The 15,119-nt window shown below is 55.9% G+C and carries 11 protein-coding genes, 2 tRNA genes, 1 rRNA gene and 1 riboswitch; of the genes, 3 read left to right on the forward strand and 11 right to left on the reverse strand.

Features of this window, described 5'->3' with window-relative positions:
- Window positions 1-173 precede the first annotated feature (173 nt).
- The 5 genes from B8P98_RS27045 to btuB all read right to left on the reverse strand — a co-directional run bounded on the left by B8P98_RS27045 (window position 174) and on the right by btuB (window position 5,073).
- A tRNA-Ala gene (locus B8P98_RS27045) sits at window positions 174-249 on the reverse strand.
- Window positions 250-355: 106 nt separating this feature from the next.
- Window positions 356-432: transfer RNA gene (locus B8P98_RS27050), tRNA-Ile, on the reverse strand.
- A gap of 71 nt (window positions 433-503) precedes the next feature.
- Window positions 504-2,043, reverse strand: a 16S ribosomal RNA gene (locus B8P98_RS27055).
- A 395-nt stretch (window positions 2,044-2,438) separates the two neighbouring features.
- Window positions 2,439-3,290: a glutamate racemase gene (gene murI / locus B8P98_RS27060; protein ID WP_042929041.1), complete on the reverse strand. Its 852-nt coding sequence runs from the start codon at window positions 3,288-3,290 to the stop codon at window positions 2,439-2,441.
- Window positions 3,235-5,073, reverse strand: coding sequence for a TonB-dependent vitamin B12 receptor BtuB (btuB, locus tag B8P98_RS27065; protein ID WP_087805114.1), 1,839 nt, complete (start codon window positions 5,071-5,073; stop codon window positions 3,235-3,237). Before btuB ends, murI begins: the two co-directional genes overlap by 56 nt.
- 65 nt (window positions 5,074-5,138) lie before the next feature.
- Window positions 5,139-5,325: riboswitch (cobalamin riboswitch) on the reverse strand.
- Between the two features lie 114 nt (window positions 5,326-5,439).
- Between btuB and trmA the strand changes: the two genes are divergently transcribed.
- Window positions 5,440-6,540, forward strand: coding sequence for a tRNA (uridine(54)-C5)-methyltransferase TrmA (trmA, locus tag B8P98_RS27070; RefSeq protein ID WP_004203692.1), 1,101 nt, complete (start codon window positions 5,440-5,442; stop codon window positions 6,538-6,540).
- A gap of 50 nt (window positions 6,541-6,590) precedes the next feature.
- Here trmA and B8P98_RS27075 read toward each other — a convergent pair whose 3' ends face one another.
- Both B8P98_RS27075 and fabR read right to left on the reverse strand, forming a co-directional pair.
- Window positions 6,591-6,950: a YijD family membrane protein gene (locus B8P98_RS27075; protein ID WP_025710969.1), complete on the reverse strand. Its 360-nt coding sequence runs from the start codon at window positions 6,948-6,950 to the stop codon at window positions 6,591-6,593.
- A gap of 15 nt (window positions 6,951-6,965) precedes the next feature.
- Window positions 6,966-7,601, reverse strand: coding sequence for an HTH-type transcriptional repressor FabR (gene fabR, locus B8P98_RS27080; protein ID WP_004151856.1), 636 nt, complete (start codon window positions 7,599-7,601; stop codon window positions 6,966-6,968).
- Window positions 7,602-7,797: 196 nt separating this feature from the next.
- Between fabR and sthA the strand changes: the two genes are divergently transcribed.
- Window positions 7,798-9,198, forward strand: a complete 1,401-nt coding sequence (sthA, locus tag B8P98_RS27085; RefSeq protein ID WP_002883016.1) for a Si-specific NAD(P)(+) transhydrogenase — start codon at window positions 7,798-7,800, stop codon at window positions 9,196-9,198.
- On the opposite strand, the gene oxyR is transcribed toward sthA, so the two are convergent.
- From oxyR to argC, 4 genes are all read right to left on the reverse strand, one after another.
- Window positions 9,181-10,098 carry a DNA-binding transcriptional regulator OxyR gene (gene oxyR / locus B8P98_RS27090; RefSeq protein WP_002883015.1) on the reverse strand — a complete coding sequence of 306 codons (918 nt, stop codon included), beginning with the start codon at window positions 10,096-10,098 and terminating at the stop codon, window positions 9,181-9,183. The two genes, sthA and oxyR, sit on opposite strands and share 18 nt — an antisense overlap.
- A 258-nt stretch (window positions 10,099-10,356) precedes the next feature.
- Window positions 10,357-11,730, reverse strand: a complete 1,374-nt coding sequence (gene argH, locus B8P98_RS27100) for an argininosuccinate lyase (protein WP_025710968.1) — start codon at window positions 11,728-11,730, stop codon at window positions 10,357-10,359.
- A gap of 99 nt (window positions 11,731-11,829) precedes the next feature.
- Complete coding sequence (gene argB, locus B8P98_RS27110) at window positions 11,830-12,606, reverse strand: acetylglutamate kinase (RefSeq protein WP_087805116.1); 777 nt, start codon at window positions 12,604-12,606, stop codon at window positions 11,830-11,832.
- Window positions 12,607-12,612: 6 nt separating this feature from the next.
- A complete protein-coding gene (gene argC / locus B8P98_RS27115; protein ID WP_087805118.1) occupies window positions 12,613-13,617 on the reverse strand; it encodes an N-acetyl-gamma-glutamyl-phosphate reductase in 1,005 nt (334 codons plus the stop codon).
- Window positions 13,618-13,730: 113 nt separating this feature from the next.
- On the opposite strand from argC, the gene argE reads away from it, so the two are divergent.
- Complete coding sequence (argE, locus tag B8P98_RS27120; RefSeq protein ID WP_025710966.1) at window positions 13,731-14,882, forward strand: acetylornithine deacetylase; 1,152 nt, start codon at window positions 13,731-13,733, stop codon at window positions 14,880-14,882.
- Window positions 14,883-15,119: the final 237 nt, after the last annotated feature.

The raw sequence follows: 15,119 nt of genomic DNA on the forward strand, positions 1-15,119 counted from the left end.
CTCACGTCACCTTTTACAGTGCCATCTTCTGATTGCGAAAATTTGAGAGACTCGAACACACATTAACTGCGTGTCGTTTCAATTTTCAGCTTGATCCAGATTTTTAAAGAGCAAAACTTCGCAGTGAACCTTTTCAGGTACACTCTGAAGTTTTCTTGTTTTTGCAGTAAAGATGGTGGAGCTATGCGGGATCGAACCGCAGACCTCCTGCGTGCAAAGCAGGCGCTCTCCCAGCTGAGCTATAGCCCCATCGAATGAATCTCTTTTAACCTTAATTCGTTTTCGGGCGCGGCGTGGTGAAGCGAAGCATACTGAAGTATGCGAGCTTTGCCACAACAAAGCACGAGAGCGAATTTGGTAGGCCTGAGTGGACTTGAACCACCGACCTCACCCTTATCAGGGGTGCGCTCTAACCACCTGAGCTACAAGCCTGCAGAGATTACTTACTGCTCTATTTTCATCAGACAATCTGTGTGAGCACTACAAAGGCAGGTTCTTTAAGGTAAGGAGGTGATCCAACCGCAGGTTCCCCTACGGTTACCTTGTTACGACTTCACCCCAGTCATGAATCACAAAGTGGTAAGCGCCCTCCCGAAGGTTAAGCTACCTACTTCTTTTGCAACCCACTCCCATGGTGTGACGGGCGGTGTGTACAAGGCCCGGGAACGTATTCACCGTAGCATTCTGATCTACGATTACTAGCGATTCCGACTTCATGGAGTCGAGTTGCAGACTCCAATCCGGACTACGACATACTTTATGAGGTCCGCTTGCTCTCGCGAGGTCGCTTCTCTTTGTATATGCCATTGTAGCACGTGTGTAGCCCTGGTCGTAAGGGCCATGATGACTTGACGTCATCCCCACCTTCCTCCAGTTTATCACTGGCAGTCTCCTTTGAGTTCCCGGCCTAACCGCTGGCAACAAAGGATAAGGGTTGCGCTCGTTGCGGGACTTAACCCAACATTTCACAACACGAGCTGACGACAGCCATGCAGCACCTGTCTCACAGTTCCCGAAGGCACCAATCCATCTCTGGAAAGTTCTGTGGATGTCAAGACCAGGTAAGGTTCTTCGCGTTGCATCGAATTAAACCACATGCTCCACCGCTTGTGCGGGCCCCCGTCAATTCATTTGAGTTTTAACCTTGCGGCCGTACTCCCCAGGCGGTCGATTTAACGCGTTAGCTCCGGAAGCCACGCCTCAAGGGCACAACCTCCAAATCGACATCGTTTACGGCGTGGACTACCAGGGTATCTAATCCTGTTTGCTCCCCACGCTTTCGCACCTGAGCGTCAGTCTTTGTCCAGGGGGCCGCCTTCGCCACCGGTATTCCTCCAGATCTCTACGCATTTCACCGCTACACCTGGAATTCTACCCCCCTCTACAAGACTCTAGCCTGCCAGTTTCGAATGCAGTTCCCAGGTTGAGCCCGGGGATTTCACATCCGACTTGACAGACCGCCTGCGTGCGCTTTACGCCCAGTAATTCCGATTAACGCTTGCACCCTCCGTATTACCGCGGCTGCTGGCACGGAGTTAGCCGGTGCTTCTTCTGCGGGTAACGTCAATCGGTAAGGTTATTAACCTCACCGCCTTCCTCCCCGCTGAAAGTGCTTTACAACCCGAAGGCCTTCTTCACACACGCGGCATGGCTGCATCAGGCTTGCGCCCATTGTGCAATATTCCCCACTGCTGCCTCCCGTAGGAGTCTGGACCGTGTCTCAGTTCCAGTGTGGCTGGTCATCCTCTCAGACCAGCTAGGGATCGTCGCCTAGGTGAGCCGTTACCCCACCTACTAGCTAATCCCATCTGGGCACATCTGATGGCATGAGGCCCGAAGGTCCCCCACTTTGGTCTTGCGACGTTATGCGGTATTAGCTACCGTTTCCAGTAGTTATCCCCCTCCATCAGGCAGTTTCCCAGACATTACTCACCCGTCCGCCGCTCGTCACCCGAGAGCAAGCTCTCTGTGCTACCGCTCGACTTGCATGTGTTAGGCCTGCCGCCAGCGTTCAATCTGAGCCATGATCAAACTCTTCAATTTAAGTTTGATGCTCGTGAATTAAACTTCGTAATGAATTACGTATGTTCACTCAGAGACTTGGTATTCATTTTTCGTCCGAGGACGTTAAGAATCCATGTCACTTTGAGTGCCCACACAGATTGTCTGATAAATTGTTAAAGAGCGGTGCAACGCGGCGTTAAGCTCACCGTTGCGAGGTCCCGTATAATACGTTTTCCTCATTCAGAGTCAAGCCCTTATTTTGCTTTTCTCTGTTGGTTTTCAGCGTTGAACTTCACCGCTGAAACCCCGCTGACCCGGCGGCTTGCTTGCCGTTGTTCCGTGTCAGTGGAGGCGCATTATAGGGAGTTCTGAGACGTTGACAAGCCCTGTTTTCAAAAAATTATTCAACCGTCTCTTTTTTGTGCAAAACACCTTTAAAGCGGTAATTTTTCCAGCGTTGAGAAGCCATAGCGATGCAAAACGGGTAAAAGTTGTTCTGTTTCTGCCGTCAGCGCCATGCAGAATGCTTTATTCTCGTCACTGGACTTCGCGTCCGGCGCTTCATGCTCTAACAGCCAGGCGGTGCGACGGGCAATTGCCGCGCCAGAATCGATCAGCCGCGTGCCCTCCGGCAGAACGCGCTGCAGCTCCTCCTGTAGAAGAGGAAAGTGGGTGCAGCCCAGCACCACCGTATCCGGCGGCTCCTGCATCCGCAGCCACGGGCGCAGGATGCGGCGCAGTTCTTCTAACGGCACAGGCTCGCCGTGCAGTTTCGCTTCCGCCAGCTCCACCAGCTCCGCTGACCCCAGCATTTCAATCCGGCATTCATTGGCAAAGCGGTCAATCAGCTCACGGGTATAAGGACGCTTAACGGTACCGCGGGTCGCCAGCAGGCCGACAATCCCGTTCGCCGTCAGGCGGGCGGCGGGTTTAATCGCTGGCACCACGCCAACGACGGGAAAGGCAAACTTTTCACGCAGGGCAGGCAGGGAGACGGTACTGGCGGTATTACAGGCGATCACGGCCAGCGCCAGAGGGTAGCGCTGCTGAACGGCAGTGACAATTTCCAGCACGCGCTCAACGATAAACTCTTCGCTCTTCTCACCGTACGGGAAAGCAACGTTATCGAAAGCATAGATGTAATGCAGATTCGGCAGCAGCTGCCGAATCTCATTATAAACCGACAACCCACCGACGCCGGAATCAAACACCAGCACGGTGGGACGTGGATCAGAAGGTGTAGCTGCCAGACAAGGTGTATTCCCGTCCTGCAGATTGGTAGCCATAAACTGTCTCGTAATCTTTATCGAACAGGTTGGCTATTTTACCACGAACTGTCAGGTGTGAGGTGACGGGATACGATAAACCGACATCCCAGAGGCTCAACCCACCCATATTGACGGTACGCGAGTTGTCGTAATCATAATCGTAGCGTTTGCCGATGTAGTGATACGTCACATCCCACCCCAGATCGTAGACCTGACCGTTCAGCTCGTATTTCACCTGCTGCTTCGCCCGGCGATAGAGGATCTTGTTGGTTTCATCGTCGCGAGGGTCAACATACTGCAGCGTCAGATGATGCTCCACCGGCCCGGTGGTGACATTCCCCGTCCATTCCAGCCCCTTAATCGTCGCCGACTTGACGTTGTAATAGGCGTTGTTGTTGTAATCGATGAGGTTCTGAATCTCATAGCGATACGCGGAGAGACGCCAGTCGAGTGGCCCCGTTAACCCTTCCAGCCCGGCTTCCCACTGCTTCGACTCCTCGGGTTTCAGGTTCGGGTTGGAGGCAATGCCATAGCGTTCTGCGCCGTACTGCTGCCCGAGGGACGGTGCGAGGAATCCTGTACCGTACGAGAGCGTTGTCCGATAACCGTCGATAAATTCCCAGCCTGCCGCCGTCTGCCACGTACCGTGCCAGCCAAACTGCTCGTCATGATCCTCACGGCCGGAAGCTTCCAGCGTCACGCTATCGATCTGCTGCTGGCCCGTCAGATAAAGACCGGTGGTGTCACGCTTATACACGTCGGTACTGGTCGTTCCGCTGGATTTCAGCTTCTCTTGTTTCCAGTCTACGCCGCCGCTCACCGCGCCATGCCCCACCACAACATTATTTCCCCACTGGATATAGCGCTGTTCCATATCATCCAGGGTGGTGCCCGCGGCATAGCGGCCAGCGTCGCTGCTGTAGTTGTAATCCTTAATACGCTGATAGTTCGCAATCAGCTGGGAGGAGTAAATTCCGGAGTGATAGTGCAAACCGGTATCCCAGGACTGGGTGTAGGACTGGTCTTCATCGTTTCCGCCTGCGTAGCCCCAGTTACCCTGGTCATAGTCAGCGTTGGCGGAATAGCCGTATCCGCGGAAGAACCCCGAGAAGTTGTCATCGAACTGATGCTGTACCCCGCCCCACAGCATTTTATTGCGGTAGCCGTCGCGATCGCTGTCGCCGCTATAAGAGGAATTCGGCTGGACGTTAAACCCTTTGGTGGTCTGATAGGCGCCAGCAGCGGTAACCAGCGTGTTGCCAAACCGCTTGTTAAAAGCGCCGTCATAGGACTGATAGCCGTTCGTGCCCGCGCCGGCGTTGATTTGCGAACGTTCAGCGTCGGTCATGGTGATAATGTTCACCACCCCGCCGATCGCTCCGGAGCCGTAAACCGCGGAGCGCGGGCCACGGATATATTCCACCCGCTGGACCAGTGAGATAGGGATCTGACTAATATCTACGCCGTTGGAGATACCCGGACGCGCCATCGGCACACCGTCGATCAGCACCAGCACGTGGCGAGCCTCCGTCCCCCGGACATACAGCGAAGCACTCTGCCCCATGCCGCCGTTGCGGGAAATATCAACCCCGGGAAGACGACGCATCACATCGTTTAAATCTTTGGACTGCCAGCGGTCGATATCATCGCGCGTCACAATGTCGGTCGGCGCCAGCACGGTATTTACCGGTTGTTGAAAACGGTTTGCTGTCACCACTAACGTATCTGAATTGCTATCCTGCGCCCAGCCGGAAAATGCCGTGACGGATAAGGCCGTCATCAGCGAAGCTTTTTTAATCATTGTAAAAGCATCCGAAACAGAAAAAGGATGCCGCAGGTTTTATCATTTGCTCGCGACGATAAAACCCAGTGCGACGTATTCCGGCAGGTCTTCGGGCTTGGAGGCTGTTTCAAGAAATAATGACTTCCCACGGCTAGCCGCAGTGTCTGCACCGAGTGCGCTCATTTCTCACCTTCCTTACCGCTGCGCGTCAGCCCCAGATTTCCACTGGGTTCCCTTTTAACTCACAGGACCGGTAGGCGAATGCTACAATTAGACTCATATAGATGTCCAGACTGCTAATTATATTTCCCGCCACATTCGAGGCTGGACATCCCCGGCGCTTTCCCTACAATCCCCGCGTACTTATTTTATTCAGGATGCATCATGACCCCCGAACACCTTCCTACCGAACAATACGAAGCGCAGCTGGCAGAAAAAGTCGTCCGTTTGCAAACCATGATGGCGCCTTTTGCCGCGCCGGTTCCGGAAGTGTTTCGTTCGCCGGTCAGCCACTACCGCATGCGCGCCGAGTTCCGTCTGTGGCATGATGGCGACGATCTGTACCATATTATTTTCGATCAGCAGACCCGGTCGCGGATTCGCGTGGACAGTTTTCCGGCCGCCAGCGCGCTCATCAATCAGCTGATGACCGCCATGCTGGAGGGCGTGCGCAACAATCCCGTGCTGCGCCATAAGCTGTTCCAGATTGATTATCTGACCACCCTCAGCAACCAGGCGGTCGTTTCGCTGCTGTACCATAAAAAGCTGGACGATGCCTGGCGTGAGCAAGCGGAGGCGCTGCGTGACGCCCTGCGCGCCCAGGGGCTCAATGTGCATCTGATTGGACGCGCGACCAAGACCAAAATCGAGCTTGATCAGGACTATATAGATGAGCGCCTGCCGGTTGGCGGGCGGGAGATGATCTACCGTCAGGTGGAAAACAGCTTTACCCAGCCGAACGCGGCCATGAATATTCAGATGCTGGAGTGGGCACTGGATGTCACCAAAGGGGCGACCGGCGACCTGCTGGAATTATACTGCGGCAACGGCAACTTCTCGCTGGCGCTGGCGCGTAATTTCGATCGCGTGCTGGCTACCGAAATCGCCAAACCGTCGGTGGCTGCAGCGCAGTACAACATCGCCGCTAACCATATCGACAACGTACAGATTATCCGCATGGCGGCGGAAGAGTTTACTCAGGCGATGAACGGCGTACGTGAGTTCAACCGGCTGCAGGGGATCGATCTGCAAAGCTATCAGTGCGAGACCATTTTCGTCGATCCGCCGCGTAGCGGACTGGACAGCGAAACGGAAAAAATGGTGCAGGCCTATCCACGCATTCTGTACATTTCATGCAACCCGGAAACACTGTGCCGCAATCTGGAGACGCTAAGCCAGACGCACAACGTTACCCGGCTGGCGCTGTTCGATCAGTTCCCCTACACCCATCACATGGAGTGCGGCGTCCTGCTGACCCGGAAATAGGCCAAAAAAACCGGCAATGCTCTGTTGCCGGTTTTTTTATGGTTGGCAGCTTACTCAGCTGCTGTATGTTTGCGGTTACGCATTTTGTAGCCGATCCAGAAGACCATCGCAACGGACAGGACGGCCGGGAAGAAGTTGGAGCCGATATCAGGATACTCCGCACGCACAACGGTGCTGTACAGCAGCACCCCGAGAATAAAAAAGGCGGCAGCCAGACCTGGTAGCCCAACGGGCATACTGCGATTCTGATAGCGCTGATGCAAACAGTAGACCGTCAGCAGCAGTGACAAAATAGGGAAGACGGAAAACGGAACTATCGAACTGAATAGCGCCGCAAAGGCGCCATTGATGGATAAGCCGGCAATCAGCGCCAGCAGCAGCGTACCTTTATCTTGAACTGAGTGTTTCATTGCTCGTCCTTCACGTTATTCGGAATGATGTGACATTTTTTCTTGTTCACGGCGATACCAGTAATACGCGCCTTTCGAGATCATTCTGAGCTGCAGTACCAACCGTTCTTCCAGCTGTCGGCGCTGTTCAGGGCCGACATCCAGCGCTTCCGCGCCAGCGCTAAAAACGATGGTGACCATAGCTTCAGCCTGCGCTTCGGTAAAGGCGCGCGGCATATGGTTTTCGAGTTCTAAATAGTCGGCAAGTTCCGCAATAAAGTGCTGGATCTCGCGTGCGACGGCGGCGCGAAACGCCGCAGAAGTTCCCGAACGTTCTCGCAGCAGCAGGCGGAAGGCGTTCGGGTTGTTACCGATAAATTCCATAAAGGTGGAGACCGAGGTGCGGATCACGCTGCCGCCTTTAGCAATCCGCTGGCGCGCCTGGCGCATCAGCTGGCGCAGCATCAGTCCGCTCTCATCGACCATCGTCAGGCCCAGCTCATCGACGTCGCGAAAATGACGATAAAAGGACGTCGGCGCGATCCCTGCTTCCCGGGCCACTTCACGCAAGCTCAGGCTGGCGAAACTCCGCTCAGCGCTAAGTTGGCTGAATGCCGCTTCCACCAGCGAACGGCGGGTTTTTTCTTTTTGTTGTGCTCTTACGCCCATCACGATGTATGAATCCTTCCAATAGCCCTGCTGGCACTATACCAGAGATTAAAACTAATCGGTTTGCACTGGATTGTGAATGATTGTTTACGAGCCGTTTCTGCTTTTATGCTGCAAAAAAGCACAACGATAATTGGGTTAAAGCGCAGCGAATGTTATCATCGTGTTTATTTTATGTATAAAACAGGTGAGTAATGCCATGTCACACTCTTGGGATTATGATGCAATAGTGATTGGTTCCGGTCCTGGCGGGGAAGGCGCCGCTATGGGACTGGTGAAACAGGGAGCACGCGTTGCCGTCATCGAGCGCTACCATAATGTCGGCGGCGGTTGCACCCACTGGGGCACCATCCCGTCGAAAGCCCTCCGCCATGCCGTCAGCCGTATTATCGAGTTTAACCAAAACCCCCTCTACAGCGACCACTCCCGCCTTCTTCGCTCTTCTTTCGCCGACATCCTTAACCATGCCGACAGCGTCATTAACCAACAGACTCACATGCGCCAGGGATTCTATGAGCGCAACCACTGTGAAATTCTGCAGGGCAATGCCCATTTCGTGGATGAACATACCCTGGCGCTGGAGTGTCATGACGGCACGGTCGAGACAGTGACTGCGGAGAAATTCGTTATCGCCTGCGGATCTCGCCCCTACCATCCGGCGGATGTCGATTTCCACCACCCGCGCATCTATGACAGCGATTCGATTCTCAGCCTGCAGCATGAGCCGCGCCATGTGATCATTTACGGCGCCGGGGTGATCGGTTGTGAATATGCGTCGATCTTCCGCGGCATGGAGGTGAAAGTCGATCTGATCAACACCCGCGATCGTCTGCTGGCCTTCCTCGATCAGGAGATGTCCGATTCGCTCTCTTATCACTTCTGGAACAGCGGCGTGGTCATTCGCCATAACGAGGAGTATGAGAAAATTGAGGGGGTGGATGACGGGGTGATCATGCACCTGAAGTCCGGCAAAAAGCTGAAGGCCGATTGTCTGCTGTACGCTAACGGCCGCACCGGCAACACCGACACCCTGGCGCTGGAAAATATCGGTCTGCAGACCGACAGCCGCGGCCAGCTGAAGGTTAACAGCATGTACCAGACCGCCCTTCCGCACATTTATGCGGTTGGCGATGTCATCGGCTATCCGAGTCTGGCTTCTGCCGCTTACGATCAAGGGCGCATTGCCGCCCAGGCGCTGGTGAAAGGTGAAGCCTCAGCGCATCTGATTGAAGATATCCCGACCGGGATCTATACCATTCCGGAAATCAGCTCCGTCGGGAAAACCGAGCAGCAGCTGACGGCGATGAAAGTGCCGTATGAGGTGGGCCGCGCCCAGTTTAAACACCTGGCGCGGGCGCAAATTGTTGGCATGAGCGTGGGAACCCTGAAGATCCTGTTCCATCGGGAAACCAAGGAGATCCTTGGCATTCACTGCTTTGGCGAGCGCGCGGCCGAAATTATTCATATCGGCCAGGCGATCATGGAGCAGAAAGGTGGTGGCAACACCATTGAGTACTTCGTCAACACCACCTTTAACTACCCGACCATGGCGGAAGCGTACCGGGTCGCCGCGCTGAACGGCTTAAACCGCCTGTTTTAACGCCTTGTCGAAATGGCCATCCATCGTACCGCGGATGGCCTCCGCCAGATGTTCATAGCGGCTGCGCAGCGGCGAGCCTGGACGGTAAACCAGACCGATGGTGCGTCTTGGCTCTGGCTTAATGCACGGCAGGTAGACTACGCCATCGCGTTTTCTCTCCTGCGGTACCGCCAGCGCCGGCAGCAGAGTAATGCCGCTGCCTGCCGCCACCATATTGCGTAGCGTTTCCAGGCTGGTCGCGCGGAAGTGGGTATCCTCGTCCGCCCCCGCTTCAAAGCAGAAGCCCATCGCCTGATCGCGCAGGCAGTGACCATCCTCCAGCATCAGCAGCTTTTCACCGGCCAGATCCGACATCGGCACCCGGTCGCGGTTCGCCCACGGATGATCTTCATAGATAGCCAGCATCATCGGCTCATCGAACAGCGGCACCTCGATAAAGGCCTCGCTCTCTTTGACCAGCGCCAGGATGGCGCAGTCGAGCTTACCGCTGTCGAGCTGAGCCAGCAGCTGATGGGTCTGCGCTTCGTGCAGATACATTTCCAGCTTCGGGAAGGTTTGATGCAGCATCGGAATGATGTGCGGTAGCAGGTACGGGCCAATTGTCGGGATCAGGCCGATATGCAGCGGCCCGGACATGGTTTCCCCTTGTTGGCTTGCCATCTCCTTGAGCACTTTTACTTCGCGTAACACGGTACGCGCCTGATCCACCAGCAACAGCCCCGCCTGGGTAAACAGAACCTTACGGCTGGTGCGCTCCAGCAGCATGACGCCAAGCTCATCCTCCAGCTTGCGGATCTGTCCGCTGAGCGTCGGTTGGCTCACGTGGCATGAGTCAGCCGCCCGCCGGAAGTGGCGGTGTTCGGCGAGCGCTACCAGGTATTCAAGATCGCGAATATTCATTATTCATCCTCCATCGCCACGATAGTCCATGGCGATAGATAGCATAGCAACGAACGATTATCCCTATCAAGTTTTCTGTTCAATAATACGCCCATAAAGACGGTGAACCTGTGAAAATCATCGACCCGTCACACTGTTTCTCTACCCGAACAACTAAAGCCAACGTGAACTTTTGCGGACCTTGTGTCCGCTTTTTTTTGCATAAAAAACCCGGCGTCGCTGGGCTCGGCCGGGTTCGGGAAGGGGGATGCCTGTGACTTAGCTCAGGCGGGCCTTCGCCTCGCTGATAGCCTGCGCCACCTGCTGCGGCGAAACGCCGCCTTTCGCTGCGCGTTTATCCAGGCAGGACTGCAGGGACAGAATCGGATACACATCGTCCGCAATTACCGGACTGAATTTCTGCAGATCGACCAGGGCCAGCGCCTCCAGCGGTTTCCCTTGCGCAATGGCTTCCACTACCGCCTCACCAACAATATGGTGCGCCTCGCGGAACGGTACGCCTTTCGCCACCAGATAATCCGCCAGCTCCGTGGCGTTGGCATAGCCCTGCTGCGCCGCTTCCGCACAGCGCGGGCGTTTCACCTGGATACCGTCCAGCACCAGAGTCGCCATATGCAGGCAGTCGAGCCAGGTATCCAGGGCATCGAAAAGCCCCTCTTTATCTTCCTGCATGTCTTTGTTGTAGGCCAGCGGCAGCCCTTTCAGGGTCATCATCATGCCGGTCAGCGCGCCCTGCACGCGGCCGCATTTACCACGAATTAATTCCAGCGCGTCCGGGTTTTTCTTCTGCGGCATCAGCGAAGAACCTGAAGTCACGCGATCGGAAAGCTCAACGAAGTTCGCCTCGCCGGAGTTAAAGAAAATCAGATCTTCCGCAAAGCGCGACAGATGCACCATGCCGATAGACGCATCGGAAAGCAGCTCCAGCACATGATCGCGATCGGAAACGCTGTCGAGGCTGTTGCGGGTGGCAGAGGCAAAGCCCAACCAGCCGGCCAGCTGCTCGCGGTCGATTTCATACGCTGTACCCGCCAGCGCGCCGCAGCCCAACGGGCTAACGTCGAGGCGCTTCAGCGCGTCCTGCAGGCGGCTTTCGTCGCGCGCCAGCATTTCAACGTAGGCCAGACACCAGTGCGCGAACGTCACCGGCTGGGCGCGCTGCAGGTGGGTGTATCCCGGCATCACCGCATCCTGATTATGCTGCGCGGTCTCCACCAGCGCGCTCTGCAGCTGGCGGTTCGCCGACAGCAGTTCGACAACGGTATCTTTGCACCACAGTTTAAGATCGGTGGCGACCTGGTCGTTACGGCTGCGGCCGGTATGCAGTTTCTTGCCCAGTTGGCCCACTTTATCGATCAGTTTGCCTTCCACCCAGCTGTGAATATCTTCGGCATCGCTGGCGAGGATTTGCTGCGGATTGGCGCGCACCTCTTCCAGCAGCACAGTCAGCGCTTCTTCCAGCTGCTGCTGTTCAGTGGCACTCAGAACGCCGACCGTTACCAGCGCTTTCGACCAGGCGACAGAGCCAACGATATCCTGCTCCGCCAGACGATAGTCGAAGCGCAACGAGTCGTTGAACTGTTTGAACCGTTGATCTGCTGCCTGTGTAAAACGCCCGCCCCAAAGTGCCATAACATGCTTCCTTTATTCGTTAGTTCTGCCGGTGGCATTGTGCCTCCCCGGCCTACAGTCTGTAAGCCCGGCAGACGACGCGCCGCCGGGCATGAAATCTTAAGCCAGAATACGTGTGCCGATCGGCGTGCCGTTAAATAATGCGGGCAGCTGCTCGGCGTGACGCCAGGAGGCGATATCCACCGGACGGCCCAGAGCGCGCGCGGCGTCGAGGGCCGCATTCACTTTCACAATCATGCCGTCAGTGATAATACCCTGCTCGATCAACTGTTCTGCTTTCTCGGCGGTCATCTCGGCAATGCGCTGCCCTTTACCATCGAGGATACCGCTGACGTCAGACAGCAGGATCAGATCCGCCCCCAGAGTGGCCGCCAGCGCCGTCGCCGCCTGGTCAGCATTGACGTTCATCAGTTGGCCTTCATCGGTCACCCCGATAGAGCTCACCACCGGCAGGTAACCGCCCGCCAGCAGAGTGTTGATCAGCGCCGGGGAACCCGGCTGCGCCAGCCCGACATGGCCAAGCTCGGCATCCAGCTGTGTGACCTTCACGCTATCGCCATCGCCGAGGAACAGGCCGACAGAGGCCAGACCATGCTTTTTCGCCCACGCCAGCAGCGTCTTGTTGGCGGTTCCCGCCAGCGCGCCGGTAATGATGTCAATCTGATCGGCAGGCGTCACACGCAGACCATTTTTCTTTTGCACCGGCAGGTTAAGCTGCTTCATCAGCTCATCCACCACGCAGCCACCGCCATGGACGATGATCAGCGGGCGCTGGTGCGCTTCACGGTAGTTAACCAGCGCGGTAAACAGGCGCTCCAGCGCTTCTTCGCTATCGAGTAATACGCCGCCGAGTTTGATAATTAATGGGTTCATCATCACACCTTAAATAAGAGACTGCGTCTCAGCGAAGCCGAAACGAATATTCGCGCACTGCACCGCCTGCGCTGCGGCGCCTTTCAGCAGGTTATCTTCTGCCGCGACGACGATGAGATGATCGTCCTGAACGGCAAAACCGATGTCACAGAATGGCAGACCCTCGACGCTTTTCAAGGCGGGCACGCCTTTATCATATAAACGTACCAGCGGTTTATCGGCGTAAGCCTGCTGGTAAACCGCCGCGATCTGCGCGTGGCCGACGCCCGGCTTCAGGCGGCAGGTGATAGTTTCCAGGATACCGCGCTTAAAATTGCCCAGGTGCGGAGTAAAAATCACCTTCGCCCCGAGGTGGCTGGCAATCTCCGGCTGATGACGATGGTTAAAGATGCCGTACGGCTGCAGGCTAACTTCACAGAAGCTATTGCCGATCGCGGCTTTACGACCCGCGCCGCTCACCCCGCTGGTGGCGTTGATCACCGGCCACTGATTGAGATCCAGCAGATTGGCATCAATCAGCGGCTTCAGCGACAGCTGCGCCGCCGTCGGGTAGCAGCCAGGCACCGCGATTAACTGCGCTTCTTTAAGCGCATCCGCGCTCCACTCCGCCAGACCATACACCGCCTGTTTGAGCAGGTCGGGATGCTGATGAGTGAAACCGTAGTATTTTTCGTAGAACGCCCCATCGTTAACGCGGAAGGCGCCTGAGAGATCGAACACCACGCAGCCGGCGGCAAGGAACTGCGGCACCAGGTCGTGACTCACTTCGTGCGCGGTAGCGAGAAACACCACATCCACGCCAGCGCTGAATTCGCTGATATCGGACATCGGCTGCAGCGGCATATCGACAATGCCCTTGAGCTGCGGATGCAGGTCGGAAATTAATTTTCCCGCATCATTGCTTTGCGCGGAGACCGTCAAAGCGGTTATGTTCATATGCGGATGACGATTGATATAGGTCACCAGCTCTGCGCCGGCATAACCACTGGCACCCACAATCAGCGTATTTAACATTGGAAGCGCATCTCCTTACATTCGATGGGTTTTCTTACGCTCAACGATATTGTATTTTTATTCACAATAAATGCATGAATATTGATACTATCACGACCCAAGGTGTGTCAACAATGAAAAACAATTTACCGCCCTTTATCGAGATTTACCGCGCGTTGATCGCCACACCATCCATCAGCGCGACCGAAGAGGCTCTCGATCAAAGCAATGAGTCTTTAATCAATTTGCTGGCAGGCTGGTTCCGCGATCTCGGCTTCAATGTTGAAGTACAGCCGGTGCCGGATACGCGCCATAAATTTAACCTGCTGGCCAGCACCGGACACGGCGCCGGCGGCCTGCTGCTCGCCGGGCATACCGATACCGTGCCATTCGATGATGGCCGCTGGACGCGGGATCCGTTCACCCTCACCGAACACGATAACAAGCTCTACGGCCTCGGCACGGCCGACATGAAAGGCTTCTTCGCTTTTATTCTCGACGCCCTGCGCGATGTCGACGTCACCACGCTGAAAAAACCGCTGTATATTCTGGCCACCGCCGACGAAGAGACCAGCATGGCCGGCGCGCGCTATTTTGCCGAAACCACCCAACTGCGCCCGGACTGCGCCATCATCGGCGAGCCCACTTCCCTGCAGCCGATCCGCGCCCATAAAGGCCATATGTCCAACGCGATCCGTATTCAGGGCCAGTCCGGCCACTCCAGCGATCCGGCGCGCGGGGTCAACGCGATTGAGCTGATGCACGACGCCATCGGCCGCATTATGCAGCTGCGCGATCTGCTAAAAGAGCGCTACCACTTCGAGGCGTTCACGGTCCCTTACCCGACCCTTAACCTGGGCGCTATCCATGGCGGCGATGCCTCAAACCGTATCTGTGCCTGCTGCGAACTGCATATGGATATCCGCCCGCTGCCGGGGATGACTCTTAACGATCTTAATGGTCTGTTAGCCGAGGCGCTGGCCCCCGTCAGTGAACGCTGGCCGGGCCGGCTGACGGTTTCGGAGCTACATCCGCCGATCCCTGGCTACGAATGCCCGCCGGACCATAAGCTGGTGCAGGTGGTTGAGAAACTGCTCGGCGCGCAGACCGACGTGGTGAACTACTGCACCGAAGCGCCGTTTATCCAGACGCTTTGTCCGACGCTGGTGCTCGGCCCGGGCTCCATCAATCAGGCCCATCAGCCTGACGAGTATCTGGAGACGCGCTTTATCAAGCCGACCCGGGAGCTGATTAGCCAGGTGGTCCACCACTTCTGCTGGCACTAAAATCGCCCTCTTTTTCCGCCCCGCTCTCCCGGGGCGGAACGGTGACGATCGTCACATTTCCATAAGCGATGCTTATCCAGCGACCCCTGAATTAAATTTCGCAAATTACGGCGATTTACTCGTTTGCTGAAGCGATTTCGCAGTAATTGACGTGGGGGTATTTACGTGGCTTTATAAAAGACGGGTTGCTTATCCGTTGCTCACGTTCCAGCGCAGCGGATATAACAAAATAAAATG

It is taken from the genome of Klebsiella quasivariicola (genome assembly GCF_002269255.1).
Taxonomy (GTDB): Bacteria; Pseudomonadota; Gammaproteobacteria; order Enterobacterales; family Enterobacteriaceae; genus Klebsiella; species Klebsiella quasivariicola.

What these genes read in the sequence shown, in the direction of transcription:
- murI (WP_042929041.1), bottom strand. Translation starts at nt 3,290, where the DNA reads ATGGCTACCAATCTGCAGGACGGGAATACACCTTGTCTGGCAGCTACA.
- btuB (WP_087805114.1), bottom strand. Translation starts at nt 5,073, where the DNA reads ATGATTAAAAAAGCTTCGCTGATGACGGCCTTATCCGTCACGGCATTT.
- trmA (WP_004203692.1), top strand. Translation starts at nt 5,440, where the DNA reads ATGACCCCCGAACACCTTCCTACCGAACAATACGAAGCGCAGCTGGCA.
- B8P98_RS27075 (WP_025710969.1), bottom strand. Translation starts at nt 6,950, where the DNA reads ATGAAACACTCAGTTCAAGATAAAGGTACGCTGCTGCTGGCGCTGATT.
- sthA (WP_002883016.1), top strand. Translation starts at nt 7,798, where the DNA reads ATGTCACACTCTTGGGATTATGATGCAATAGTGATTGGTTCCGGTCCT.
- oxyR (WP_002883015.1), bottom strand. Translation starts at nt 10,098, where the DNA reads ATGAATATTCGCGATCTTGAATACCTGGTAGCGCTCGCCGAACACCGC.
- argH (WP_025710968.1), bottom strand. Translation starts at nt 11,730, where the DNA reads ATGGCACTTTGGGGCGGGCGTTTTACACAGGCAGCAGATCAACGGTTC.
- argB (WP_087805116.1), bottom strand. Translation starts at nt 12,606, where the DNA reads ATGATGAACCCATTAATTATCAAACTCGGCGGCGTATTACTCGATAGC.
- argC (WP_087805118.1), bottom strand. Translation starts at nt 13,617, where the DNA reads ATGTTAAATACGCTGATTGTGGGTGCCAGTGGTTATGCCGGCGCAGAG.
- argE (WP_025710966.1), top strand. Translation starts at nt 13,731, where the DNA reads ATGAAAAACAATTTACCGCCCTTTATCGAGATTTACCGCGCGTTGATC.